The organism is Salegentibacter agarivorans (assembly GCF_900113135.1).
Lineage (GTDB): Bacteria > Bacteroidota > Bacteroidia > Flavobacteriales > Flavobacteriaceae > Salegentibacter > Salegentibacter agarivorans.
The window spans coordinates 31,394-55,012 of the sequence record NZ_FOOH01000014.1; the positions used below are offsets into that span (position 1 = coordinate 31,394).

General features: G+C 37.2%; 18 protein-coding genes. 15 read left to right on the top strand and 3 right to left on the bottom strand.

The window, feature by feature from the left end; translation table 11 throughout:
- Positions 1-31: 31 nt before the first annotated feature.
- The 3 genes from BM084_RS11425 to BM084_RS11435 all read left to right on the top strand — a co-directional run bounded on the left by BM084_RS11425 (position 32) and on the right by BM084_RS11435 (position 4,800).
- Positions 32-1,846: an acyl-CoA dehydrogenase family protein gene (locus BM084_RS11425; RefSeq protein ID WP_093304829.1), complete on the top strand. Its 1,815-nt coding sequence runs from the start codon at positions 32-34 to the stop codon at positions 1,844-1,846.
- Between the two features lie 116 nt (positions 1,847-1,962).
- Positions 1,963-3,738 (top strand): mechanosensitive ion channel family protein, encoded by a 1,776-nt coding sequence (locus BM084_RS11430; protein WP_093304831.1) that lies wholly within the window; start codon positions 1,963-1,965, stop codon positions 3,736-3,738.
- Positions 3,739-3,744: 6 nt separating this feature from the next.
- The gene (locus BM084_RS11435) at positions 3,745-4,800 is read left to right on the top strand and encodes a mechanosensitive ion channel family protein (protein ID WP_093304833.1); all 1,056 of its coding nucleotides are present in this window, start codon (positions 3,745-3,747) and stop codon (positions 4,798-4,800) included.
- Here the strand turns inward: BM084_RS11435 and BM084_RS11440 are convergent.
- Positions 4,797-6,596: a glycoside hydrolase family 15 protein gene (locus BM084_RS11440; protein WP_093304835.1), complete on the bottom strand. Its 1,800-nt coding sequence runs from the start codon at positions 6,594-6,596 to the stop codon at positions 4,797-4,799. The genes BM084_RS11435 and BM084_RS11440 overlap by 4 nt on opposite strands.
- A 96-nt stretch (positions 6,597-6,692) precedes the next feature.
- Between BM084_RS11440 and BM084_RS11445 the strand changes: the two genes are divergently transcribed.
- From BM084_RS11445 to BM084_RS19185, 9 genes are all read left to right on the top strand, one after another.
- Positions 6,693-8,906 (top strand): bifunctional alpha,alpha-trehalose-phosphate synthase (UDP-forming)/trehalose-phosphatase, encoded by a 2,214-nt coding sequence (locus BM084_RS11445; protein ID WP_093304837.1) that lies wholly within the window; start codon positions 6,693-6,695, stop codon positions 8,904-8,906.
- A 139-nt stretch (positions 8,907-9,045) separates the two neighbouring features.
- Positions 9,046-9,333, top strand: coding sequence for a YtxH domain-containing protein (locus BM084_RS11450; protein ID WP_075327262.1), 288 nt, complete (start codon positions 9,046-9,048; stop codon positions 9,331-9,333).
- Positions 9,334-9,471: 138 nt separating this feature from the next.
- Positions 9,472-10,821 (top strand): M28 family metallopeptidase, encoded by a 1,350-nt coding sequence (locus tag BM084_RS11455; RefSeq protein ID WP_093304839.1) that lies wholly within the window; start codon positions 9,472-9,474, stop codon positions 10,819-10,821.
- 36 nt (positions 10,822-10,857) lie between these two features.
- Positions 10,858-11,718 (top strand): dienelactone hydrolase family protein, encoded by an 861-nt coding sequence (locus BM084_RS11460; protein WP_093304841.1) that lies wholly within the window; start codon positions 10,858-10,860, stop codon positions 11,716-11,718.
- A 145-nt stretch (positions 11,719-11,863) separates the two neighbouring features.
- Positions 11,864-12,505 carry a hypothetical protein gene (locus tag BM084_RS11465; RefSeq protein ID WP_093304842.1) on the top strand — a complete coding sequence of 214 codons (642 nt, stop codon included), beginning with the start codon at positions 11,864-11,866 and terminating at the stop codon, positions 12,503-12,505.
- Between the two features lie 19 nt (positions 12,506-12,524).
- Entirely contained in the window at positions 12,525-13,331 is an 807-nt protein-coding gene (locus BM084_RS19030) for a PRC-barrel domain-containing protein (RefSeq protein ID WP_143083652.1), read from the top strand.
- A 213-nt stretch (positions 13,332-13,544) separates the two neighbouring features.
- Complete coding sequence (locus tag BM084_RS11475) at positions 13,545-13,766, top strand: hypothetical protein (RefSeq protein WP_093304844.1); 222 nt, start codon at positions 13,545-13,547, stop codon at positions 13,764-13,766.
- A gap of 17 nt (positions 13,767-13,783) precedes the next feature.
- Entirely contained in the window at positions 13,784-14,290 is a 507-nt protein-coding gene (locus BM084_RS11480) for a YlmC/YmxH family sporulation protein (RefSeq protein ID WP_093304846.1), read from the top strand.
- 38 nt (positions 14,291-14,328) lie between these two features.
- Positions 14,329-14,496 (top strand): hypothetical protein, encoded by a 168-nt coding sequence (locus tag BM084_RS19185; protein ID WP_177195693.1) that lies wholly within the window; start codon positions 14,329-14,331, stop codon positions 14,494-14,496.
- Here the strand turns inward: BM084_RS19185 and BM084_RS11490 are convergent.
- The gene (locus BM084_RS11490) at positions 14,485-16,611 is read right to left on the bottom strand and encodes a Tex family protein (RefSeq protein ID WP_093304850.1); all 2,127 of its coding nucleotides are present in this window, start codon (positions 16,609-16,611) and stop codon (positions 14,485-14,487) included. The genes BM084_RS19185 and BM084_RS11490 overlap by 12 nt on opposite strands.
- Before the next feature lie 97 nt (positions 16,612-16,708).
- Entirely contained in the window at positions 16,709-17,674 is a 966-nt protein-coding gene (locus BM084_RS11495; protein ID WP_093304851.1) for an App1 family protein, read from the bottom strand.
- A gap of 68 nt (positions 17,675-17,742) precedes the next feature.
- Between BM084_RS11495 and BM084_RS11500 the strand changes: the two genes are divergently transcribed.
- The 3 genes from BM084_RS11500 (at position 17,743) to BM084_RS11510 (ending at position 23,597) form a co-directional block, all read left to right on the top strand.
- Entirely contained in the window at positions 17,743-18,618 is an 876-nt protein-coding gene (locus BM084_RS11500) for a diacylglycerol/lipid kinase family protein (protein ID WP_093304853.1), read from the top strand.
- 288 nt (positions 18,619-18,906) lie between these two features.
- On the top strand, positions 18,907-21,987 hold the full coding sequence (locus BM084_RS11505; protein WP_093304855.1) for a SusC/RagA family TonB-linked outer membrane protein: 3,081 nt from the start codon (positions 18,907-18,909) through the stop codon (positions 21,985-21,987).
- Between the two features lie 11 nt (positions 21,988-21,998).
- Entirely contained in the window at positions 21,999-23,597 is a 1,599-nt protein-coding gene (locus BM084_RS11510) for a RagB/SusD family nutrient uptake outer membrane protein (RefSeq protein WP_093304857.1), read from the top strand.
- Positions 23,598-23,619: the final 22 nt, after the last annotated feature.

Consider the following 23,619-nt stretch of genomic DNA (forward strand, 5'->3'; position numbering starts at 1 on the left):
AATTTTATAATTCAAAATTCAAAATAATAGCATGGAAACAACAGAAAATAAAAAAGAACTTCTACGCGGTGGGCAGTTCCTGGTAAAGGAAACCAAAGCAGAAGATGTATTTACTCCAGAAGATTTTACAGAGGAGCAAAAAATGATGCGCGATTCGGTTAAGGAGTTTGTAGACAGAGAGATCTGGCCGAAAAAAGAAGAATTTGAAAAGAAAAATTACGCGCTTACCGAAGAGGTAATGGGCAAAGCAGGAGAACTTGGCTTCTTAGGTGTTGCTGTACCCGAGAAATACGATGGCCTCGGAATGGGCTTTGTTTCAACAATGTTGGTTTGCGATTATATTTCAGGAGCAACCGGATCTATCGCAACCGCTTTTGGTGCCCACACGGGAATTGGAACTTTGCCAATCTTACTTTACGGGAATGAAGATCAGCGTAAAAAATATATTCCGAAGTTAGCTACGGGAGAATGGTTCGGCGCATATTGTCTTACCGAGCCGGGAGCGGGAAGTGATGCAAATTCAGGGAAAACAAAAGCTGAGCTTACCGAAGATGGAAAGAGCTATAAGATAAATGGACAAAAAATGTGGATTTCCAATGCGGGATTTGCAAGTGTTTTTATCGTTTTTGCAAGAATTCAGGATGATAAAAATATCACCGGTTTCATTGTAGAATACGATAAAGAGAATCCTAACGGAATCACTTTTGGTGAGGAAGAAAAGAAACTGGGAATCCACGCCTCCTCTACCCGTCAAGTATTCTTTAACGATACTGTGGTACCTGCTGAAAATATGCTTTCAGAAAGAGGAAACGGATTTAAGATCGCGATGAATGCCTTAAACGTTGGTCGAATTAAACTTGCCGCAGCTTCTTTAGAAGCACAGCGTAGAGTGACAGATGTTGCAGTGAAATATGCGAATGATAGGGTTCAGTTTAAAACTCCAATTGCAAAATTTGGTGCTATAAAATCTAAACTTGCCGAAATGGCTACTTCGGCCTGGGTTGGAGAAGCTGCAAGTTACCGCGCTGCTAAAAATATTGAAGATAGAATTAATCTTCGACTGGAAGCCGGAGAATCGCATTCAGATGCTGAATTAAAGACTTTTGAGGAATATGCAATAGAATGTTCTATTCTAAAAGTTGCTTGTTCTGAAGATGTTCAGAATTGTAGCGACGAAGGCATACAGGTCTTAGGCGGTATGGGCTTTTCAGCAGATACGCCTATGGAATCTGCGTGGAGAGATGCCAGAATTGCCAGAATTTATGAGGGAACCAACGAGATTAACCGAATGTTGGCGGTTGGAATGCTGATTAAAAAGGCGATGAAAGGCCACGTAGATCTTTTAGGTCCAGCACAGGCAGTGGGCGAAGAACTTACGGGAATCCCGTCTATGGATAAACCAGATTTTAATGAATTATTCGCTGAAGAAAAGGATATGATCAAGAAACTGAAAAAAGTTTTCTTAATGGTAGCCGGAAGCGCTGTTCAAAAATTCGGTCAGGATCTGGAAGAACACCAGCAATTACTAATGGCCGCTTCAGATATTCTTATTGAAGCTTATATGGCTGAATCTGGTATTTTAAGAGCCGAAAAGAATGTAAATCGTTTTGGTGAAGACTCGCAGAAAGAACAAATTGCTATGGCTAAATTATATTTATACCACGCTGTAGATATTGTAAACCAAAAAGCCAAAGAGGGAATCGCTTCTTTTGCTGAAGGTGATGAGCAACGTATGATGCTTATGGGACTTAAGCGTTTCACTAAATATGACAGGATGCCAAATGTGGTAGAATTAAGAAACACTATTGCGGAAAAACTTACTTCAGAAAATAAATATTGTTTCTAATAATTTCTATTAAATCTATTGTAAAAAGGCCGTCAAATTTAGACGGTCTTTTTTTATTCCTTAATTTTAAAATTATTCCAACGATAAATTTCGCATAATTTTCAATAATTAGAGGTATGATAAACCGTATTAGATTGCTATTGTTAAGTTCTTTCTGTGTCTTTTGGATCCAGACTTCAGGCTTTGCCTCCCAACAAGATTCCACTAGCACTGAAGATGAACTTCCTTCCGAAGAAAAAATAGCAGATTCTACTGATTCTAATTATTTGCCTAATAGTTTAAAAGATTATAATGAAGCTTATTATTCAATAACCAGGTTAAATAATCCGCTTGGTTCTCCCCCCAATAGATTCAATTTACAAACTCCGCAAGCTACTTTAGAGCATTTTGTAATTAGCTGCAGAAATAAAAATTTTAAAGATGCTGCCTATGCTCTAAACCTCAATTTAATGCCTAATACTATAAGTGAGAAAGAGGCAATAGATATAGCTCAAAAGCTTTATTTTGTGATGGATCAACGGGTAGCAATAGATTGGCATGGCTTACCCGACCGCCCCGATGGGCAGGTAGATATTAGAACCACCACCAACCAGGCAGTTGCAGGGGAACCCAGAAGAAGCGTGGTTTTTGGTGAAGCAAGCATAGAAGACCGCGATATTATTTTTAGGCTACAAAGAGTAAAATACCAAGATTACGGAGCTTTTTGGTTAATTTCAGCAAATACTGTAGAAAATACGGAAGAGCTTTACCAAGTTTACGGTCCCACCTTTTTAGACCGGCATATGCCCAACTGGTCCCAGGCACAAATTGGAACTGTGCCCCTATGGAAACCCGTTTTAACCATTTTGTTATTAATAGTTTCCTACCTTTTGGGAAGAGTGGTTATTTTATTAATTAGAAAAATTGCAAAATCTTTTACCAAACCACTTATCCTGGCTTTATCTAAAAGGTTGGGTCTTCCTGCGGCTTTAGCTACGGGGGTTTTGTTTTTCTATATTACTCTTAATAATCTCATTTCTTATTCTGGTGCTTTTTCGAGTACAGTTTATGCTCTTTTACTCGCAGTGGTTATTGCTTCAATAACCTGGTTTTTTATGCGAATTCTGGATTTTGCAATGCGTTATGTTGCCGAAAATAAAATAGGCGATGTTACTTCAGAAAACAGTCACGAATCAAGACAACTTTTCACCTATTTATCTGTGGCCAGGAGAATTTTAACTTTTACCGTGGTAATTGTGGGTACAGCAATTATCCTTTCTCAATTTCGATCTTTAGAGAAGCTGGGGATTTCTATGCTGGCTTCCGCAGGATTAGCCACCATAATTTTAGGTATAGCGGCACAAAGCACTTTAGGAAATATTATTGCAGGAATTCAAATAGCACTCACCAAACCGGCAAGAATTGGGGACACGGTGATTATAGATGATCGCTGGGGTTATGTCGAGGATATTAGGTTTACTTATATGATTGTGAGAACCTGGGACCTTAGACGCTTAATTGTTCCTCTCAAAACAGTGATTTCTGATACTTTCGAAAATCTTTCTATTACAAGTCCGCATTCCATAAATGAAATTGAATTTTATGTAGATTACCGGGTAGATGTAGATAAACTTAGAACGAAATTTAAAGAATTAGTTGAGAACTCTGAAGAATGGGACGAAGAACATCCACCAATGCTGCAGGTCACCGAAATGACCGAAAAATCGCTAAAACTTAGAGCCATTTGCAGTGCCAAAACTGCCACCATCGCCTGGGAACTTCATTGCAAGTTAAGAGAAGAAATGGTAGCCTATATTAAAGAATTGGAAGAAGGCATATACTTTAGCAGATCACGTGTTGAATTAAAAAAACCTCATTTTACAGCCGAAGATTCTAAAAAAGCCAATAAATAATTACTTATGAGCTTAGACCCTTTAACGTTTAGATATATTCTTGCAGGTGTAATTAGCCTGCTTGTTTGCTTCTTAATAGCGTTTTATATCCTGAAGAAAATAGGCAAAGATCCCCGAAACATACTACCGGTAAATTTTGCACAAAGGGTTTGGGTTCCATTATTAATACTTCTGGCTGCTTTAATTTTGAAAGTTGCCCTGCTAAGTAAGATTTTTATTTACGAATATACATACAATCTTCTTCAACCCATAAGTACCCTGGGAATAATTTTAAGTGTTACCTGGTTAATTATTTTAACGCTAAAAATTCTTAAAAACCGAATGCTGAAACGGTATGACGTAAACACATCTGATAATTTAAAAGCGAGGAAAATTTATACTCAGTTTAATATCCTTGAAAATATTATCATTTTTATTATCGTTATTCTGGCCATAGGAATTGCTCTCATGAGTTTTGAAAGCATACGCTCGGTTGGGGTAAGTGTATTAACTTCAGCAGGAATTGCAGGGATTATTATAGGTTTTTCGGCACAAAAAGCTATTGGAACGCTACTCGCGGGAATTCAAATTGCTTTTACTCAACCAATAAGGCTGCAGGATGCAGTAATTGTTGAAGGCGAATGGGGTTGGATTGAAGAAATTACGCTCACTTACGTGGTAATTAAAGTTTGGGACAAAAGGAGACTGGTAGTGCCTTCTACTTATTTTATTGAAACACCTTTTCAAAACTGGACCAAGAATTCTGCCGATTTATTAGGAACCGTGTTTTTGTATACAGATTATACCGTTCCTGTTGAAAAGATTAGAGAAGAACTGGATAGGTTACTGGAAACGACCCCGCTTTGGGATAAACAAGCTAAAGTAGTACAGGTAACTGATGCTACCGATAGGTCTATGGAAATAAGGATTTTGGTAAGCGCTAAAGATTCTCCAACCGCTTTTGATTTACGCGTATTTATTAGGGAGAAACTCATAGATTTTCTAAAAGAAAATTATCCCGAGAGCCTCCCTAAAAGTCGCGTGCAAATTAATAAAGAAGATAATAAGCAAGATGAGAATTAAAACTCGCTAAGCCAGGTTTCTTCAGAGGTTGTCCCCAAACTAAAATTGGCAGCGGTTTCTATTAAAGCTAAATGAGAATAGGCTTGAGGGAAATTACCCAGCAACCTTTTGGTTTCAAAATCTATGTCTTCACTAAACAAGCCTAAGTGATTACTGTAAGAAAGTAACTGATCAAACATTTGTTTGGCTTTCTTCTTCTCTCCTATTTTGAAAAGACTATCAATTAACCAAAACGTACAAATCGTAAAAGAAGAAGTTGGTTCTCCAAAATCATCCTTATTTTTATAACGGTACATTAACCCGTCTTTACATAATTCCTTTTCAGTGGCGTGTACCGTACTTACAAAGCGAGGATCTTTGGCTTCAATAAATCCATATTGTTCCATTAATAAGGTAGAAGCATCTAAATCTTTAGAACCATAATATTGGGTATAAGCTTGCACTTCTTCATTCCAGCCGTTATTGTAAATATCGTTATAAATTTCAGCTCGTAGAGATTTCCAATGCGTATCATTAATACCCATTCTCAAAACTTCACCAATTTTTATGGCTCTGTCTATCGCCACCCAGCAAAGTAGTTTTGAAAACACAAAATGCCGGTCTTCGGTACGTAATTCCCAAATTCCTTTATCTGGTTTTTGCCAGTTTTCTTCTACAATTTTTACAATTCCGCGCACCACGGTCCAGAGTTCTTCAGAATTTTCTAAAGAAGTCTCAAACTGATTAAACTGCTGATAGATCACCTCCATCAAAATTCCGTAGATATCGTTCTGCTTCTGAATATAGGCGGCATTTCCGGTTCTTACAGGATGGGAATCCTTATAACCAGATAAGTGATCTAAAATATGCTCGGTAAGCTCTTTTTCACCATTAATTCCGTACATAATCTGGATCTTTTCATCTTTATCGGGGATAATATCTATGATAAATTGAAGAAAATCTTTAGCCGATTTTATATGGCCAAGGCCTGCCATTACTTTAATTACCATAGAAGCATCACGAATCCAGCAGAAACGGTAATCCCAGTTGCGTTCTTCGCCAATTGTTTCGGGCAAAGAAGTGGTGGCTGCGGCTAAAACCGCACCAGATTTTTTGTAACTAAGGCATTTTAAAACCAAAGCACTACGCATTATTTCATTTTCGTAATGCGTATAGCGGGTAGTCTTTGCGCTCCAATTCATCCAATAGGTTTTGGTACGCTGAAATTTTAAATAAGAGCGATCTAAAGACTGGGTAATAAGCTTTTCATGGTAACCAAGTAAAAAATATGCGTTTCCGGTTAATTCCAGTTCTTTACCTTCTAAAACATCGTTAAGATCCAAATTCGAGTATAGAAAAAGGGAATCGTATTTACCTTCTTTGGTAAAACTTTTTATATAATTTCCTTTAAATTCATTGTAGGTTTTTTCACGGGCAAAATCTAAACGAGGATCATATTTTACTTTAAACTTAGGCTTTCCGCTAATTAATCTTATAAACCTTATTACATCTGGCGGGGCGTAAAAAGAACCATCTTCCCGAGGATAACGGGGCATAAAATCTATAACCTGAAAAGAGTTTGTTCCATCGGTAAATTCGGTATTTAAAATATTGGTTTCCCAAAGATATTCCTGGGTTATTTTATAAGAATCGTCTACTATAATTTCAAAACTTCCTCCCTTTTTCTCATCAAGTAGTTTTGCAAAAACCGCAGCCGATGCAAAATTTGGCAAACAACACCATTCTAACGAACCTGTTTTTGATATTAGCGCAGCACTCTTACAATTCCCTATAATTCCGTAATCTAAATTCTCCATATACTCTTAAAATTCTTTAAAAAGACTTGTCGTGTAAAATGATTTTCGGAAATTTAATAAAAATCAATTTCGCAACAACAGCATTCACATATAATTATGAGTAAGACAATAATAATTTCCAACCGATTGCCATTACAAATTAACCTAGAAAATAATAATCTTGAAGTTACGCCAAGCGTAGGTGGGCTCGCAACAGGCTTAAAATCATTCCATAAGGATGGTGATAGTATTTGGATTGGTTGGAGCGGACTTACCGAAGAGGAAATTCCGGAAAATCTTTTAGAAGATGTTAAGGAAAAAGCCCGAAAAGAAGATTGTGTTGCTGTAAATCTTAGTGAAGAAGAAATTGAAGGATTTTATTACGGGTTTAGTAATCGTACCATATGGCCGCTTTTCCATTATTTTATGGAATATACCGAAGCCGATAAAGATCATTGGGAAATTTATAAAAGCGTAAATAAAAAATATGCCGAAGAAGTTCTGAAACATTATGAAGATGGCGATCACATTTGGGTACACGATTATCAATTACTTTTAGTCCCAAATATGATTAGGGAACAACAGCCTGAAGCCATTATTGGCTTTTTTAATCATATTCCATTTCCTTCTTACGAGGTTTTTAGAACCCTGCCCTGGCGGGATGAAGTTTTAAAAGGAGTATTGGGTGCAGATCTAATTGGTTTCCATACCTACGATTATGAAAGACATTTTTTAAGTTCTGTAAGTCGAATTTTACGTCACCAGGTAAGTTTTAATGAAATTACCCTGCCCGAGAGAATTGTAAAAGTAGATTCTTTCCCAATGGGAATAGATTATAACAAATTTGAAGACGCCGCTTTAAATCATTTTAAAAATACCGAAGAGCAACGTACCGAGTTACAGCGCAGGTTAGACCATCATACCAATGAAACCCCTGAAGCTAAACTTATTCTAAGTATAGACCGCCTGGATTATACAAAAGGTATCGCCAATAGAATTAGGGCTTTTGAATATTTTCTTGATAACCATCCAGAATTCATTGAAAAAGTAAGATTGGTGATGCTTGCCGTACCATCAAGATCTAACGTGCCGCAATATCAACGTTTAAAAAGGGAAATAGATGAATTAGTTGGAAGAATAAACGGTAAATTCTCTACCGTGAGCTGGACGCCTATCTGGTATTTTTACCGCTCTATGCCTTTTGAAAATTTAATTGACCTTTATACGAGTTGTGATATTGCACTATTAACACCAATTAGGGACGGGATGAACCTGGTTGCCAAAGAATTTGTGGCTACAAGAATAAATCAAACCGGAGTACTTATTTTAAGTGAAATGGCTGGTGCCGCACACGAGATGAACGAGGCGTTAATTATTAATCCGAATAATTTTGAGCAGATTTCCGAAACTTTAATCCAGGCAATTGAAATGCCTGAAGAAGAACAAAAGCAGCGCAATAAAATACTTCAAAAGCGACTGAAACGCTATAGTGTAGAAAAATGGGCAAACGATTTTATGAAAGCCTTACATGAAACGAGTCAGGATAGAGATGCGTTTAAAGCGAGAAGAATTTCCTCTAAAGTTTCAGATGAAATTCTGGAGAAATTTAAAAATGCGAAGAACCGAATCCTATTCCTGGACTACGACGGTACATTAGTAAACTTTACCGATAAGCCCGAAAAAGCAAAACCAGACCAGGAATTAATAGATTTAGTTCACAAATTAAATCAATCAGCAAATACAGATGTAGTTCTTATTAGTGGTAGGGATAAAGACACCCTTGGTGCGTGGTGGCAGGAAATTCCTGTAGAACTTATTTCAGAACACGGGGTTTGGATGCGCCAAAAAGATAGCGAATGGGAACTTTCAGAAAACGTGAATAACGATTGGATGAGTGCGGTGCGCCCGGTAATTGAAACTTTTGTAGATAGAACGCCCGGTACATTTATAGAAGATAAAAACTATTCACTAGCCTGGCATTATAGAAAAGCCGATCCCGAACTTGGTGAAATAAGGGCCAATGAGCTTTCAAATGTTTTAAAAGAATTAATCTCAAATCGCGGACTTAGCGTTCTTGAAGGAAATAAAGTACTGGAAATAAAAAGTAGCGGAGTAAATAAAGGAAAAGCTTCCAATAAAAAACTGGTAGGCAAAGATTACGATTTCATCTTTGCCATTGGAGACGACTGGACAGATGAATATATGTTTGAGGAACTTCCAGAAAATTCTTTTACGGTTAAAGTTGGAATGAAAAAAACCAGTGCACGTTATTATGTTGAAGACACTTTAAAGGTAAGGGATATACTTAAAAAGTTTGCTGAAAATTCATAAGCCTTTAAACTGTTAAATTCCTTGACATTTTCTAAGAAAGTTTATGCATAACTTAACTTCAAAAATATGGTAACGGCGTGATTATGATCTAATTTTACATTAAACAAAAATACGAACCAAAACTTAAAAACTTAGATCGATGAAATCAGGAAAAATGTTATTAGGATTAATATCAGGAGCAGCTGCAGGAGCGGCCTTAGGACTATTATTTGCCCCTAAAAAAGGTGCAGATACCAGAAAGGCGATTTCAGATTCAAGCAACGAAGCTATACAAGGAACTAAAGGAAAATTCAATGAATTTTCTGACTCTTTAAGCCACAAAGTTGATGCTTTAAAGAACAAAACTAAAGCCAGCCTTTCTAACTCAAAAGCTGACCAAAAAGCACACGAAGCAAAAGCTGAAATTCATAATATGAAAGCAAGCTAAATTGTAGTTAATTAGAATGTGATTTAAAATCCCGGCATTATTTGTCGGGATTTTTTTGTTTCATATTACTTCTAAAGCGTATTTAATTGTGAAATCACCCAAACATTAGGTATTTTAGAAGCTTAAAAAAATAATTTTATGATTAGAAATATACCCAGTCTTGCCCTACTCCTATTTTCGGGACTCATTTTTCAACAAACAAATGCGCAAACCGATGAGCGTATTTACGAAATAATAGATAGCATTTCTGCAGATAGGATTGAAGCCGATATTAGGAAACTTGCCGGTTTTGGAACAAGGAATACATTTAGTGATACAATTTCTGACACCCGTGGAATAGGTGCCGCACGTAGATGGATAAAATCTGAATTCGATAATATATCTAATAATTGCGATAATTGTCTTGATGTTTTTTACCAAAAAGACTTTGTTACTACAGAGGATGGGGAACGCATACCACATGATGCCTGGGTGGTAAATGTGGTTGCGGTACAAAGAGGAACCAAATATCCAAACCGCTATATTATTATGAGCGGCGATATAGATTCCCGCGCCAGCAATACTATGGATTTTGAAACCGATGCGCCCGGTGCCAACGATAATGCCAGCGGTATGGCTGGTGCTATGGAAGCCGCCAGGGTTTTATCTCAATATGAATTTGAAAGCAGCGTGGTATATGTTGGACTTTCTGGAGAAGAGCAAGGTCTTTTTGGAGGAAAAGGACTGGCCGAATATGCTAAAGAAAACAATTGGGAGATTATTGGAGTTTTGAATAATGATATGATTGGGAATATTGAAGGTGTAGATGGCGTAATTGATAACCGAACTTTTAGAATATTTTCCGAACCCGTTCCTCCAAATGAATCTGAAAGAGAAAGAACAATGCGTAGATTTTACGGCGGTGAAGTAGATGGAATTTCACGACAACTTGCTCGTTATGTACATAAAACTACCGAAACCTATATGCCAGAAATGAACCCGATGATGATCTATCGTTTAGACCGTTTTGGTCGTGGGGGTCACCACAGGCCATTCAACGATCTTGGCTTCGCCGGAATCAGGATTATGGAAGCGCACGAAAATTATAACCGACAACACCAGGATATTAGAACCGAAAACGGTATTGAATATGGCGATGTTATAGAAGGTGTTAATTTTGATTATGCTGAAAAACTTACCGCAGTAAATGCTATAAATATGGCTAGCCTTGCCTGGGCTCCACCGGCACCTGAGAATGTTGAAATTGGAGGAATTGTAGAACCTTCAGCAAAATTAAGATGGGATAAAGTTGAAGCTGATATCGCCGGCTATAAAATTTACTGGAGAGAAACTACTGAAGCGCAGTGGCAATATTCCCGTTTTGTAGGTGACGTAAATGAATTCACTCTTGATGGAATTGTTATAGATAATTTCTTCTTTGGAGTTGCTACAGTAGGAAAAGACGGTCACGAAAGTGTTGTAGTTTTTCCTTCAGGAGTTTTCAGATAGAAAATTGAAAGAATATTCAATTAAAATTTTATAGTTATGAAACATTTAAACCACATATTGCTGCTGTTTTTCTTTGCGTTCTCCCTTTTTTCCTGCGGAAATAAAAATGATAAAAAAGGGTCTAATAAAGAAGAAGCGCAAGTTGAAGCTGATACGACAATAGCTCAAAAAACTGAAGCCGAAGAACTTTCTGATTCTCCAAGACATCACGAATGGGTTACTATATCTCACGGTGAGAGGGAATTTCAGGCTTTTGTAGCCTATCCTGAAACTAATGAGGCTACAAAATCTGTAATTGTAATTCACGAAAACCGTGGTTTAAATGATTGGGCAAGGTTGTTTGCCGATAAACTTGCTGAAGCCGGCTATTTGGTGATCGCTCCAGATCTGATTTCAAATACACAAGGTAAACGTCGAACCACAGATTTTGAAAATCCTGATGCTGCAAGAGATGCCATTTATGCCTTAGACCCAGAACAGGTAACTGCAGATCTTGATGCTGCCTTCAACTATATTAAGGAGGATTCCGCATCAACCGGAGAAGTTGCTGTAGTTGGGTTTTGCTGGGGTGGCTCGCAAACTTTTAGGTATGCTACCAACAACCAGGATATCTCTTCCGCACACGTTTTCTACGGAACCGGTCCTGAAGATGCAGAAGCAATTGTTAATATGTCGGCTCCTGTTTATGGCTATTACGGCGGTGATGATAATAGGGTAAATTCTACCATTGAGGCGAGTGAAAAAATGATGAAAGAAGCCGGCAAGACATATAAATATGAAATCTACGAAGGCGCCGGTCACGCTTTTATGAGAAGTGGACACCAAACCGATGCCGAAAAAGCAAATAAAGAAGCACACGATAAAGCCTGGAACCGACTCAAAGATCTTCTGAAATAAAATTTATTAAATATTCTTTTTAAAAAGGCATTCCATTGGGATGCCTTTTTTGATTATGACCTAATTAACAATAGTTTGGGCTAACCTTAGTATTATTAAGAAGTAGATTATTTAACTTTAAGAATCTAACCAGAAAACTAGAATTATGGCAGAAATTAAAATTGAAAAGAAAAAACCTATTTGGCCCTGGATTCTCCTTGGTCTAATAATCCTTGCAGTAATAGTATATTTTGTAATCGCCGATAACGGTGACGACGATGATGATTTTAATGAAGAGGAAAACACCGAACAGGTTGCAACACCTATGGAAACCGAGGAAGAAGAAGATACTGAAACTGCACGTTGGGAAGATGATAACCTTTCCGGAGATGAAAGTGTCTCTAAATACCTTACCCATATTGGTGACCGCGAAAAAATGGGAATTGACCATGAATATAGTAGTGAGGCCTTAATCTATCTCATCAATGCTCTTGAAAACAGATCAGAAGAAGCTAATATAGATACTGAAATTGAAATTCAGGAGTTAAAAGATGATGTTAGAGATATTAAAGAGGACCCACAGAAGCTTACTCACGCTAATACAATTAATGATGTTGGTGGTAAGATAGTGGACCTGATGGAGAAAATGCAGGAAGAAAAATTCCCAGACATATCACAGGATGTTCAGGAAGTAAGAACCGCATTAGAAAGTATTGAGCCATCAACTCCTACCCTCGATCAAAAGGACGCAGTTAATTCTTTTTATAAAGAAGCCGGCGATGTAGTACAGAATATGAAAATGAGCTAATTAAAAAATTAAAGAGATTATGGCAAGTAATGATAATAATAACAGAAGTAGAGATAAACATTTGTTCTATCTAAACGAACTTTCGGATTATAAAGTTTCAAGTGAGGATCCAGATGTTCGTGGTTGGAAAGTAAAAGATGTAGACCAGCGCGTGATAGGGAAAGTGGATAATCTTCTTGTAAATAAAAATACAGAACGTGTTGTTTACCTGGATGTAGAAGTAGACAAAAGTATTATTGAAGCAAATCACGATCCCTACAGGTCTTCTGCAAATGAAGGAGTACATGAATTCGTGAATAAAGATGGTGAAGAACATCTTATAATTCCTATTGGTCTTGTACGGCTAAATGAAGATGATAAATTTATTTATACAGATAAAGTGAATCATAGAACTTTTGCCGAAACTAAAAGAAAAAAGAAAGGTGCTAATATAGACCGGGAATACGAAGAAGTTGTTTTAGCTTCTTATAACAGAGGCGCTATTTCTTCAGATGATAAACACAGAGACGATCGGAGTCAGGCAGAATTTAACGATGATACCGCTACTAAAATCCGGGAGGATCGGGAAACAAACTTAAAAAATTCAGATGTTTCTCGTAACGAGCCTACTCATAAAAAACCTGGTGAAAAGGGTGAAATTAAAGATGATTTTAATCCTAAAAATACTCAGAAGACAAGTTTTACGAGTAACAAAGACAAAGGTTCAGGTCACGGCACTTCCCGGTCTCAGACAGATACTTCCGCAGGCAGAAGAGATCATAAGGAGGATGAAGATTTCTATAACAAGAAGGAATTCGATGATAAAAATTATCGGAAAAGGAAATAGATTACCAAAAGGGAAATTGAAAAGTTTCACTTTTTTCTTTTAGCAGAATTCTATTTTTTTCACTTGAATTCTTTAAAATCCTTTTCTAAAAATGATATTTACCAGAACCACTTTTTTTTGCTTATGATCTAATTAACAATTGTTTGGGGTAATCTTAGCTATGTTAAAGGTCAGGATTATTTAATTTTAAGAGTCTAACCAAAAACTAAAATTATGGCAGAAATTAAAGTTGAAAAGAAAAAACCGGTTTGGCCCTGGATTCTCTTAATCGCTATCATCATACTGGGCATATTATTTTATGTTTTCGCTTATGATGACACTACTGACGATATTGATGATACCAATGATATTGAAGAATTGAATGATACTTCAGGCATTTATTTTAATGAAAATAGCAAGATCAGTTTTCTTTATTCAAAAGAATTGATTGCATAACTGAAAAACTGTGAATTATGAGCAAGGATATAAAGAATAAGAATCTATATTATTTAAGTGAATTAAAAGACTATAAGATTGCAGGCGGTTATCCCGATATTCGGGGCTGGGTGGTAAGAGATGCCGACAAACGTGTAGTTGGAAAAGTCGATAATTTACTCATTAATAAAAATCTTGATCGCGTAGTTTATGTAGACGTAGAAGTAGACCAGACCATTATAGATTCCCGGCACGATCCCTATGGAAAACCCGCAGATCCTGAAATTAAGGAGTTTGTAAACAAGGACGGCCAGAATCACGTAATTGTACCCATAGGCCTGGTAGAGCTCGAAGAAGGTGAAAAATACATCTATACTTCAAGAATTACGCACCAAACCTTTGCTGAAACAAAACGCATTGAACGCGGTGCTAATCCAGATAGACATTATGAAGAAACTGTTTTAAGCTCTTATAATCGTTCCGTCTCTTGCCGAAAGAGAAGACGAGCATCTCCAACGCCGAAAAGAAGAGGAATATGCCGATAAGCCAATTTCTGAACAAAGGGAAGGGAAAATTATTGACAATGAAAATGAACGTAGAGACCGCTATAGCGAAGATCGCTACGCTGATGATGAATTTTATGAGCGGGAAGAATTTGACGGCGCAAATTTTAGAAAAAGAAATTAGAAAGTTTAAAAACAAACGAGGCTGTTACCAGTTTTTCAACAGCCTCGTTGTATTAATCTATTAAAGAAAGTTGAACCCTCTTTTTTTCTTCATCTACAGAAAGTACAGTCACTTCCAGTTCCTGGTTGAGTTTAACCACCGAATTTACATCACTTATAAATTCATTGGCAAGTTTTGAAATATGGATGAGCCCGCTTTCTTTGATTCCAATATCTACAAAGCAGCCAAAATTGGTTATATTATTTACTATTCCCGGCAGTTTCATACCCGGCTTTAAATCGGTAATACTTTTTACTGAAGGATCAAAACTAAAGGCTTTTTTCTTTGCCCTGGGATCGGCTCCAGGTTTTTTTAATTCTCCTAGAATATCTTTTAAACTCAGTAATCCAATATTATCAGAAATATAATCTTCCGGTTTTATTTTTTCAAGAACTTCAGTATTTCCTATTAGTTCTTCCGGCTTCAAGGCATTATTTTTCGCCATTTTTTCTACCACAAAGTAACTTTCTGGATGCACGGCCGAATTATCTAATGGATTCCTAGCATTTTTAATTCGTAAAAATCCCGCCGACTGTTCAAAGGCTTTTTCTCCCAGGCGTGGCACTTTTAGCAATTCTTTTCTGCTTGTAAAACGTTTATTTTCTTTTCTGTAATCCAGAATATTTTGTGCCAATCCCGGGCCAATTCCAGACACATAAGACAATAATTCTTTACTTGCAGTATTTAAGTTTACTCCTATTTTATTTACACAACGCATTACCACAACATCAAGTTTTTCCTTTAATTTGCTTTGATCTACTTCGTGTTGGTACTGCCCTACTCCTATTGATTTTGGATCTATTTTAACCAGTTCTGCCAGCGGATCACTTAATCTTCTGCCTATAGAAACTGCTCCGCGCACCGTAACATCATAATTAGGAAATTCTTCCCTGGCAATTTTCGAGGCAGAATAAACAGAAGCTCCTGCTTCATTAACCGTAAAAACCGAAACTTCTTTTGGTAGATAAATATTTTTAATAAATTGCTCGGTTTCCCTGGCTGCGGTGCCATTACCTATAGCTATAGCTTCAATTTTATAAGCATTTACCAAACTTTTAATCTTTGCTGAAGCCGCATCTGTTTTCTTCTGTGGCGGGTGAGGAAATATTGTTTCATTATGTAATAAATTCCCCTGTTCATCTAAACACACCAATTTGCAACCCGATTTAAAACCCGGGTCCAATGCGAGAATTCGTTTGCTACCCAAAGGGGCTTCCATTAACAATTGCTCAAGATTTGAAGCAAATACGCCGATGGCATCTTCATCTGCTTTTTCCTTAGCTTCATTTAGAAATTCTGTTGCAAAAGATTTTTTCAGCAATCGTGTAAAAGCATCTTCAAACGCTTCTTTTAAATATTTTACTCCAGAAAAACCGGGATTTTTAATTATTGCTTTTTCAATTAAGTTTAAAGCTTCTGCTTTATCGACTTCAATTTTTAGTTTAATTATCCCCAATTTTTCGGCTCGATAAATAGCCAAAAATCTGTGTGAAGGAATTCTTTTAAGCGGTTCTTCCCACTTTTCAAAGTGTGTGAATTTGGAAGCTTCTGAGTGCTCTTCCTCTGTTTTCACCCATTTGGTACTTAGTTGCGCTTTTCGGGCATATAATCTTCTAAGGGAATTTCTAACATAAGTATTTTCATTAATCCATTCTGCAATAATATGCCCGGCCCCGTTAAAAGCTTCTTCTTTAGTTTTTATATTTTCAGAAAGAAATTGTTTTACCGAGAGGTCAATATTGGCTGCATTTTGAGCCATTAAGATTTTGGCAAGTGGTTCTAAACCGGCTTCCCTGGCTGCATCAGCCTTTGTTTTTCTTTTCTTTTTAAAAGGTAAATAAAGGTCTTCAACTTCGGTTAAAGTGTTGGCTTTATTAATTTTTTCCGCTAAAGCTTCGGTTAACTCATTCTGAGTCTTTATGGCTTTAAGTACCGCTGCTTTTCGCTTTTCGAGTTCGTTAAAAGAATTGAGTAACAGCGCAATTTTTTCAACAGCAACCTCATCTAAATTGCCGGTGGCTTCCTTACGGTAGCGGGAAATAAACGGAATTGTAGCATCGGCTTCTAAAAGTGCAATAGTATTTTGAATACTTTTGGTGGGCAATTGGGCCCTGGATTTTATATAGTCTTGTACGTTCAAAAAATGAAATTTCAGAGTAATTAAAATATCGACTTAAACTTTGGTTTTTTATATTTAAACAGCGAGTTAATTTCAGCACATATAGGATTCAAAAACTTTAAATAATCCCTTCTGCGCGGGAATGTTTTATGGCCTTATTGCTATGTTTAAAGTAACAAATACTTACGCCAAGGCTTTCTATATTCTTGAGAATTGTAGTGATTTCCGGCTTCTTTTTTCTTCCGGTTTGCCGTATATAAACTGCTTTTAAACTCTTTGGAAAAATTTTACATATACGCTCGTAAATATGAGCATCTTTCTGGGAATCGTCTCCTAATAGTACATAAGGAATGTGGGGATAAAAAGAAATAATATCTTTTATCTTTTCAAATTTATGATCGTGGCTTCCGCGGCCGGTAGAGAGAAAATCTGAAATCCCCGTTTTAATTTTCTTTAGTTTAATTACCGCTTTAGGCAACTGGTGCATCTTGGCGAATTCATTGATAAACTCATATAAATTCCACTCACTGCTGGAAACATAAAAGAAGGAATTGGAAGCATGCTCAGAGTCCTGCCCTGCACGGCTCAATTCTTTATAATGATCTACAACGTCATCAAAAATCTTACGCTTATTGATGTTTTTGGAAAGCATCACATATAACTTTTTAAAAAAGCTATTGCTATGGGAAATAAGAAAAGTATCATCTATATCTGAAATTATACCGTATTTAGATGGGTGCGGTTTTAATAATTCCCCCTTCTCTATCATTCCAAAATCCTTGATATTACAACTCACCTCGTATTCATGCCAGCCGCTTTTTAATTCTTCTGAAAAAGGAATTGTAAATCTAAAATACCCATCGTCCAGGGTTTTAGTGGTGACTGTAGTATTGCGAAATTTCAAGGTGATTTCCCTGTTTTTTAAAGGACTAATGCGAAACATATGAATAATAGCTACCGCATGTTTTATTCCTTTTCTATCCAGCCTGTACTTATCTGGCGCCCAGGATTTAAATAAATGGCCATATACAACCAACTCCTGATTATTAACATAACCACGATAAAGTTTTAGATCTAACTTCAAAATTTTAGATTTTTATTGAATTTTTCTTACTCCAAAATAATTAAATTTAAGCATATTTTAGAAGCTATATGAAAGAAATACAGAAGGTACTACTTGTTGTGAACCCAATTTCAGGAGGTCTTAATAAGGAGCATATAATACAAACTATTGATTATGAGCTTTTAAAAATTAATGCTGGACTCATTACTTATAAAACCACCGGCAAAAATGATCGTGAGAAAATTCAGAAATTGGTTACCGAAAATAATTTTGACCGGGTTTTTGTGGCAGGCGGCGACGGGACTATAAAACAAGTAGCAGAAGCTTTAATTAATTTTCTAATTCCTATAGCAATATTTCCTGCAGGTTCAGCCAACGGGCTTGCTATTAACCTGGGCATTCCCAACATCCTGGAAGAACAATTGAAAATAGCGCTGGGTAATGAGCATAAAGAAATGGATATGCTTGAAATTAATGGAGAACTCTGCCTGCACATTAGTGATTTGGGATTAAATGCTGAATTAATTAAAAATTACGAACATTCCAGAATAAGAGGAAAAATGGGCTATTTGCTACAATCTATACCTACACTTTGGGAAAGTAAATATCCTTTTGAATTTGAAATTGAATTAGAAAATAAAACTATTACCAAAAAAGGTATTCTCCTGGCCTTTGCCAATGCAAAAAAATACGGCACCGGTGCTAATGTAAATCCTAAAGGAAAAATAGATGATGGTGTTTTTGAAATCCTTTTATTCAAAAATTTCGACATCCTGGAGATTCTAAAAACATTACGTAATGAAACTGACGGAAACTCTGAATTTGTGGAGATAATACCGGTTAAAAGTGCTAGAGTTTTTTGTAGAAAACCGGTCGCTTTTCAGGTTGATGGTGAATATATTGGAGAAAAGGAAGAAATTTCTGTCAAAATTTCAGCTAAAAAACTACCGATAATGACCTATTAAGGGGCTAAAATTGAAATTTTATCAACAAAAATTATAAAATTACGATTTCATCACGTGTATTTATTACATTTAATTTTTAGAATCCTGTAAGACAGCTGTTTACTTCGTATTGCGATATTTTAAATAAAATTTTAGCTTCAATTTTAGTCTAAAAAACCCCTTCAATATTCACATCTTTGAAAACACGAAAACGTTTGCGTGTATAGACTACTTAATATTTAGCATAATTTTTTACTAATTTAGGTCATCAACTTAATGGTTTAATTAATCAACTGTAAAATTAAATTTATGAAACAAGGATTACTCAAAATCGGTTTGTTTCTGTTTGCAATCTGCAGCTTCGGATTTGTCCAGGCGCAGGAAACAATAACAGGAACGGTAACCGATGGGGAAATGCCCTTACCGGGAGTGAACGTTGTGGTTAAAGGTACTTCTAATGGTACTGTAACCGATTTTGACGGAAATTATTCGTTAGACAATGTTCCAGGTGATGGTATTCTGGTATTTAGCTTCGTAGGCTTTGCCCAACAAGAAATTTCGGTAGACGGAAGAACTACTATTAATGCGACAATGGCAGAAGATGCCAGTGCCCTTAGCGAAGTAGTGGTTATTGGTTATGGTAATGTAGAAAGAAGAGATGCCACCGGTGCCGTTTCTACAGTTTCAACTGAAGATTTCAACCGAGGTGTAGTAGCTTCTCCGGAAGAACTTATTCAAGGGCGGACGGCCGGATTACAGGTTACTACTACAAGTGGTGAACCCGGTGGAGGAGTTAACATTCGAATTCGGGGAACTACTTCCGTAAGAGGTGGTAACGACCCGCTATTTGTTGTAGACGGTGTACCATTGTCTGGTGACGATGTTTCAGCTGGTGGAACAAATGCAGGATTTGGGGACAGTTCCCCTAAAAATCCTTTGAATTTCCTTAATCCACAGGATATTGAAAGCATGAGTGTTTTAAAGGATGCTTCTGCAACTGCTATATACGGTTCTAGAGGTGCTAATGGAGTTGTAATCATCACTACCAAATCAGGTCGTGGTATGCAAGCTAGATTTGATTATAGTGCTAATCTTGGCGTTGCTACTCCGGCAAATAAATATGATTTGCTCGATCGTGAAGAATGGTTGGAAGCCTACTCTGATACCGGCCTTGATGCAGATGTATTAGATTACGGGGGCGATACGGACTGGCAGGATGAGATTATGAGGACTGCATTTACCCAGGAACATAATCTTTCTTATTCCAACTCATACGATCAGGGAAACTATAGGGCATCTATAGGCTATTCAGACCTTATGGGTATCGTAGAAAATTCATCTATGGAGCGTCTTTCGGGAAGATTGAATGTAAATCATAGGTTATTTGATGATAAGCTTAAATTAGGTTTACAGACATCCATTTCAAGAGTAAATGACCAAAGAGCACCTATTTCAAATAACGCAGGCTCCGAAGGAGATCTTATCGGAGCTACGTATATGATGACCCCTACTTCCCCATCTGATCCAGACTTTTACGAAGGACAGATAAATCCCAATGCTATGTTAAAATATGTATCGGACGAAACAGAAACAGACCGATTCCTGATCAATTTTTCTACAGAGTACTCTGTATTGGAAAATTTATCTGCAAAGCTGAATCTTGGATATGACAAAGCTGAATCTTATAGAGGTTTTGGAATTTCAGGGGATATTGTAGGCGTTGGAAGTGCAGTGCCGGGTAATGGTAGATCCCAAATCAACGAAATTGAAAGTACAAATACTCTATTAGAATTTACCCTTAATTATGAATTGGAATTTGAAAATTCAAAACTTGACGTCCTAGCGGGCTATTCTTATCAGGAATTTGACCGTCAAGGAATTAATGCACAGGGTTGGGGATTTGAGAGTACCAACATGGGAGCAATGGTCGATGATCTGCAGCGTTCAAGGAATATTTTGGAAGGTAGTATTAATGGATCCTACCAACAATACGGGTTTGATTCAAATGGCTTCTTCGTAAACAGGTTATTTCCTGAAATTGCAACAGATCGTCCTAATACACCATCCGGAATTAATGTTGGAGCAGTAGCAGGAGATACTTTTCACACCACTGATGAATTGCAATCTTTTTTTGGAAGACTGAATTATAGTATAGCAGAAAAATATTTATTCACTGCCACCCTTAGAGCGGATGGTTCTACAAGGTTTGGTGGAAATAATCAATATGGATACTTTCCCTCTGGAGCATTTGCCTGGCAATTAGGAGATGAAGATTTCGTCCCTGAGACTTTTTCCACCTTAAAACTTAGATTAGGCTATGGGGTAACTGGTAATCAGGAAATACCTTACAATCTTTATACTCCACGTGATAGGTTTGGCGGAATTGGCATAAGCGATGGGGGCACTGTAAATGTTCCTGGAACAGGACAGGTAACCTTCCGAAACGCAGATCTTAAATGGGAAGAAACCAGCCAAACCAATATTGGTCTAGATTTCGGGTTTCTGCAAGATCGTTTGAGCGGTTCATTAGATTTCTACCGTAAAAACACAACCGATCTTTTATTCCAAACTTTCTCTGCTCAACCTGCTGCTCAAGATTTCGTATGGGAAAATCTTGATGCAAATGTGATAAATGAAGGGGTTGAATTTAGCATCGATTATGATTTATTTCAAGAGGAAGATTTTTACTGGAATCTGGGTTTTAATATTTCCTATAATGAAAACATGGTTGAAGATTTTGATGGAGCCATTCAAACAGGTGGAATTAATGGTCAGGGACTAACCAATGCCTATGCTCAGCTTCTAGCAGAAGGCCAACCCCTCTTCTCATATTATCTGAGAGAATTTGGGGGCTTTGATGAGAGTGGGCAAACCATCTATCCTAATGGAGACGTTCAAGAATTTGTAGGCAAAAGTGCTTTACCTACAACTAATTTAGGCGTCTCGACTAGGATAGAATATAAAAACTGGGACCTATCAACATTCCTTACCGGTCAATTCGACTTCTGGGTATATAATAATACAGAAAATGCTTTCTTTACTGCAGGTTCTCTGGGCTCGGGTGCGAATGTTACTAGCAATGTCATCGGAAATGGAGAATCAGTGGGCAACGCTCCTGATGTATCCACCCGTTTCTTAGAAAAAGGAGATTTCTTAAGGTTGCAAAACGCGACTCTAGGGTATAACTTTGAAGTAGGGGAAAATAGCTTCTTAAATGCTTTAAGGGTAAGTCTTACCGGACAAAATCTTTTCCTTATTACAAATTATTCTGGTTTAGACCCAGAAGTAAATACCGATAAATCTTTAAATGGGATTCCTACCGCGGGAATTGAATACACTTCCTACCCTCGTGCCAGAACGGTAACTTTAGGAGTGAACTTATCATTTTAAAAAAAAGAGAAATGAAAAATAAATTTATAAAATCAGTTTTAATACTGGGAGCAATCCTTAGTATTACGGCATGCACCGATCTGGAACTAGAGGAGACCGATTCGGTTTTTCGTGAAGGTTCAGATGATGGCTTTTCTGGGGTAAGCGATGTACCCTCTGCTCTTGCAAACAATTATAATGCTTTAAGAGATCAGATGAATACTCAGGAAAACCTTTATGCACTACAAGAGGTGACTTCAGATGAAATGGTAGTACCTACAAGAGGTACGGACTGGGGGGATAATGGTCTTTGGCGAACACTTCACCAACATACATGGGATCCCAACCATCAATTTCTTTTAAACACTTGGAACAATAATAACAGAAATGTTTTTAATTTATCGGAAATTATTGCTCCAGAAAGTAATGCTAACCCAGAGCAAATAGCAGAAGCAAAATTCCTTCGAGCTTTTAGTATGTATTGGGTGATGGATCTTTTCGGGCAGGTTCCTTTTAGAGAGGTTGATCAGGGAGCTGATGAAAATCCTATAGTTATGACACGAGATGAAGCATTCGATTTTGTAATGACAGATATTACTGATGCCTTACCGGATCTACGAGAAGTTGGGCCTGGTGCCGAAGCTAATTTTGCTAATAAGGCAGCAGCACATTATCTTATGGCAAAATTATATCTCAATAAGCACATCTATGTAGGGGGAGAACCCGCAGTTGAAGATATGAATCAGGTTATTACCCACGTAGAAGCTATTGAAGAATTAGGTTTTGGATTACAGAGTGGTTTCTTTGAAATTTTTGAACCTTCAGTAGATACTGAAACTATCTGGTTTACAACTACAGGAGTAGGTTCTAGAATCTGGAATGGTTTACATTACAACCAGGGTGCACCCGGACAGGATGCAGGAGGTTGGAATGGCTTCTCAACACTTGCAGAATTTTATGATCTATTTGAAGGTCCAGAGGATACCAATCACCCTAATGTAGGTCAGGAAGAAAGACGGGGCTTTGTGCCTCTCGAAGGAACAACGGTTGCTGAAGCTGAAGGTTTTTTTGAAGGAAATAACGATGTAGATGATGATGGTTTTATCGATGGTTCAGATATTGGAATAGGATTTTTATATGGTCAGCAGCATGAACTGGATGGAAGTGAAACTGTAGACCGAGGCGGTAATCCTCTCTTTTACACCGCTGAACTTCCAGCTTTAGTAGGTAATCCCGATAATACTGGAGTTAGAGTCCTTAAGTACCACCCCTCCAATGGATCTTATGCAGAGCATATGATTTTGTTCCGATTTGCAGATGCTCATCTTATGAAAGCAGAAGCTATTCATAGAGGCGCAACCTCTGAAGAATCAGCTTTAGAGTTGATTAACGAGTTACGCGTATTGAGAGATGCCACCCCTATTTCAGCTATAACCGATCAGGAAATACTTGACGAAAGGGGAAGAGAATTATATAATGAAATGTGGAGAAGACAAGATCTTATCCGTTTTGGTCAGTTTACCCAAGAGTGGGGTTTCAAACCGGCTTCCGAAGAACATAGAGTCTTGTTCCCTATCCCCACAACAGCCTTAACATCTAATCCTAATTTAGAACAAAACGAAGGTTACTAATTCCTTGAAATAGTTTTTATAT

Excerpts from the sequence above, each read along its gene's own strand:
- BM084_RS11425 (WP_093304829.1), top strand. The coding sequence starts at position 32 with ATGGAAACAACAGAAAATAAAAAAGAACTTCTACGCGGTGGGCAGTTC.
- BM084_RS11430 (WP_093304831.1), top strand. The coding sequence starts at position 1,963 with ATGATAAACCGTATTAGATTGCTATTGTTAAGTTCTTTCTGTGTCTTT.
- BM084_RS11435 (WP_093304833.1), top strand. The coding sequence starts at position 3,745 with ATGAGCTTAGACCCTTTAACGTTTAGATATATTCTTGCAGGTGTAATT.
- BM084_RS11440 (WP_093304835.1), bottom strand. The coding sequence starts at position 6,596 with ATGGAGAATTTAGATTACGGAATTATAGGGAATTGTAAGAGTGCTGCG.
- BM084_RS11445 (WP_093304837.1), top strand. The coding sequence starts at position 6,693 with ATGAGTAAGACAATAATAATTTCCAACCGATTGCCATTACAAATTAAC.
- BM084_RS11450 (WP_075327262.1), top strand. The coding sequence starts at position 9,046 with ATGAAATCAGGAAAAATGTTATTAGGATTAATATCAGGAGCAGCTGCA.
- BM084_RS11455 (WP_093304839.1), top strand. The coding sequence starts at position 9,472 with ATGATTAGAAATATACCCAGTCTTGCCCTACTCCTATTTTCGGGACTC.
- BM084_RS11460 (WP_093304841.1), top strand. The coding sequence starts at position 10,858 with ATGAAACATTTAAACCACATATTGCTGCTGTTTTTCTTTGCGTTCTCC.
- BM084_RS11465 (WP_093304842.1), top strand. The coding sequence starts at position 11,864 with ATGGCAGAAATTAAAATTGAAAAGAAAAAACCTATTTGGCCCTGGATT.
- BM084_RS19030 (WP_143083652.1), top strand. The coding sequence starts at position 12,525 with ATGGCAAGTAATGATAATAATAACAGAAGTAGAGATAAACATTTGTTC.
- BM084_RS11475 (WP_093304844.1), top strand. The coding sequence starts at position 13,545 with ATGGCAGAAATTAAAGTTGAAAAGAAAAAACCGGTTTGGCCCTGGATT.
- BM084_RS11480 (WP_093304846.1), top strand. The coding sequence starts at position 13,784 with ATGAGCAAGGATATAAAGAATAAGAATCTATATTATTTAAGTGAATTA.
- BM084_RS19185 (WP_177195693.1), top strand. The coding sequence starts at position 14,329 with ATGAAAATGAACGTAGAGACCGCTATAGCGAAGATCGCTACGCTGATG.
- BM084_RS11500 (WP_093304853.1), top strand. The coding sequence starts at position 17,743 with ATGAAAGAAATACAGAAGGTACTACTTGTTGTGAACCCAATTTCAGGA.
- BM084_RS11505 (WP_093304855.1), top strand. The coding sequence starts at position 18,907 with ATGAAACAAGGATTACTCAAAATCGGTTTGTTTCTGTTTGCAATCTGC.
- BM084_RS11510 (WP_093304857.1), top strand. The coding sequence starts at position 21,999 with ATGAAAAATAAATTTATAAAATCAGTTTTAATACTGGGAGCAATCCTT.